Origin of the sequence: Alloyangia pacifica (assembly GCF_020524285.1) — a bacterium.
GTDB lineage: Bacteria > Pseudomonadota > Alphaproteobacteria > Rhodobacterales > Rhodobacteraceae > Salipiger > Salipiger pacificus_B.
Genome location: NZ_JAIVKX010000037.1, coordinates 1 through 2,607, shown reverse-complemented (window position 1 = coordinate 2,607; position 2,607 = coordinate 1). Strand labels below are relative to the sequence as shown.

Here is a 2,607-nt window from a genome sequence, read left to right as displayed (position 1 = left end):
ATCGGGTTGTCCGAGACACCGGTGATCAGCCCAGCGACGAAATTAATGCCGCCCATGAGGTTGTATACGCCGACGAGGGCCGTGGCACCGATCCCGATCCAGACGATCATGCCGCAGGTGGAGAGGGTCTGCATTGCGCTTTCACGCAGGAACTTCCAAGTGAACTCGCCGCGGATCACGGCAGAGAGCGCGACCCCTGCCACGCCGACCGCCGAGGCTTCGGTCACAGAGGCAATACCGGCGTAGATCGAGCCCAAAACGAAAGTCACCACGAGCAGCGGAAGGATCAGCCCCTTGAGCAGGCGCAGTTTTTCTGCAGATGGGATCTTCTCGTTGGTGGGGGGCGGCGCCACGCCTTCCGAGAAGTAGGATCGCAGCAGCACGTAGCCCACGTAGAGCGAGGCCAGCATCAGGCCGGGCACGAAGGACGCGGTGAACAGATCGCCGATCGAGACGTTGGCGGTCAAACCGTACATGATCAGCACGATCGAGGGCGGGATCATGGCACCCAGCGAGCCGCCGGCGCAGACGACACCGATCGCAAGATTTCGATCATAGCCAAGCCGCAGCATCTGGGGCAGGGCGATCAGGCCGAGCAACACGATCTCGCCGCCGATGATGCCCGACATGGCTGCGAGGATCACCGACACGAAGATGGTCTGCACGGCGACCCCGCCGCGGATCCGGCCACCGATCAGCTTCATCGCGTCGAACAGGTCGCGGGCGACGCCGGATCGGTCGAGCATCGCTGCCATCAGCACGAACATAGGCACCGAGACGAAGATGAAACTGTTGACGAAGGTGTAAATCCGGCTCGTGATCACGGTGATCGACAGCGGGCCGAAGAAGCCGAGCGCAAAGACTAGCGAGACGAGCAGCGTGACGAAGGCCAGCGGCATGCCGGTCAGCAGCAGCACCACCATGAGACCGAACATGAGGAGGGTTGCGGGCCCGATGCCGAGCGCCGCCAGATCGAACATGGCTTGCATGTCAGATGTCCTTTGCAGGCTTTTTGAGCTGCTTGACGACAATCACCGCGAACTGGGCGCACATGACAAGCATTAGAACAAAAAGGAATATCTTGAGGTAAGCGGGCAGCGGCGGGTTCCAGGCGCTGCCGGAGCGTTCGAGGCGCAGATCGCCCATCGGCGACCATACCGCCTTGCTGAGCATCAGCCACGCCGCATAGGCAAAGAACCCGCTGGCAATCATCGAGGCCAGTGATGTGAAGATGTCGAGCGCCTTTCGGGCCCGCGCTGGGAGGGCGTCGTAGATCAGGACCACCCGGATGTGCCGGTCGCGCGACACGCAGAACAGCCCGCCGTAGAGAAACGCCAGACCGCAGAGGAAGGTCGCGGTCTCATGCGCCCAGATCGTCGGGGCGTTCAGCGCATACCGCAGGAAGACCTCCATCAGCAGGAAGACCGCCGCCGCCACGATCCCGACCGCGAATATAAAGCCCAATCGGTCGATGGCACGGCCGAGCAGCCCCGCCTCGGGGATCGGCTCTTCTCGTGTCTCATGGGTCGGTAACTCGGAGGTGTGCTCGTGTACCGAGGGGGCGCTATCAGGTCTGCTCATCAACATGTCCTCCGTCAGATTGGTATGCAGGAAGGCCGGCGACCCGTGCCGCCGGCCTCCACGGGCTTACTGGAGGAGGCCCTTGTCGGTGAGATAGGCGGTCAGCGTGTCGAAGACCTTCTTCGCCATCGGCGAGCCCTCGGCGACGGTCGCCCATTCGTTCTGCGCGATGGCGCGGAACTTGGCGCGTTCCTCGTCGGACCAGTTGTGGATGGTGATGCCCTCGGCCTCAGCGGTTTCAACCGCCTCGAGATCACGCTCTTTCAGCGTGTTCACCTGGGTCTGCTGGAATTCCTTGACCGAGGCCTTGAGCTGCTCCTGGATTTCCGGCGGCAGCGCGTCCCACTTGGCCTTGTTCAGCGAAACCTCGACCAGCGGCAGCGAGTGGAAGCCGGGATAGACCGGATGCGGCGCGATCTCGTTCATGCCGGTCTCTTGGTTCACCGAAAAGACCGAGTAGTCGGCGGCGTCGATGACGCTCTTGTCGAGCGAGGTGTAGACCTCGGAGGCGGGCAGGTTCACCGGGTTTGCGCCGGCGGCGGCGAAGACGTTGGCAATCAGCCCCTCGGGCGAGCGAACCTTGACGCCCTGCAGGTCGGCGACGCTGTCGAGCGGCACCTTCGAGACAAAGGCTTCGAGGCCCGGGGTGGAGACGCCGATGAACTCGAGCCCATAAGGATTGATCAGCTCGTTCATCAGCTCCTTGCCGCCACCGTTTTCGACGAAGTCGATCATCTGCTCGGGATCGGACCATGCGCCGACAGGGTTGGCGATGAGGCCGAAGGCCGGGTCACGACCGGCGAAATAGGAGGTGTCGGTGATATGGCCATCGATGATCCCGGCGGCGATCGCGTCAGGCGTTTCCTTGTAGTCGACGATCGAACCCACCGGCAGCAGCTCGATGCTAACCTTGCCGTCGGTCATCTCTTTGACCGTTTCCGTCCAGCCCTGCTGGAAGATGAAGTTCGGGTTGCCGGCCGGGTCCGAGGACTGGAAGCGGAAACTGTATTCCTGTGCCGAGGCGGC

The 2,607-nt window shown here is 62.7% G+C and carries 3 protein-coding genes; all 3 read right to left on the bottom strand.

The window, feature by feature from the left end:
- Window positions 1-989 (bottom strand): TRAP transporter large permease (locus tag LC039_RS27130; protein ID WP_226629917.1); only part of this gene is annotated, 989 nt, incomplete at its 3' end.
- A gap of 1 nt (window position 990) precedes the next feature.
- Window positions 991-1,581 carry a TRAP transporter small permease subunit gene (locus LC039_RS27125; RefSeq protein ID WP_226629916.1) on the bottom strand — a complete coding sequence of 197 codons (591 nt, stop codon included), beginning with the start codon at window positions 1,579-1,581 and terminating at the stop codon, window positions 991-993.
- A 66-nt stretch (window positions 1,582-1,647) separates the two neighbouring features.
- On the bottom strand, window positions 1,648-2,607 hold a 960-nt coding region (locus tag LC039_RS27120), incomplete at its 5' end, for a TRAP transporter substrate-binding protein (RefSeq protein ID WP_226629914.1).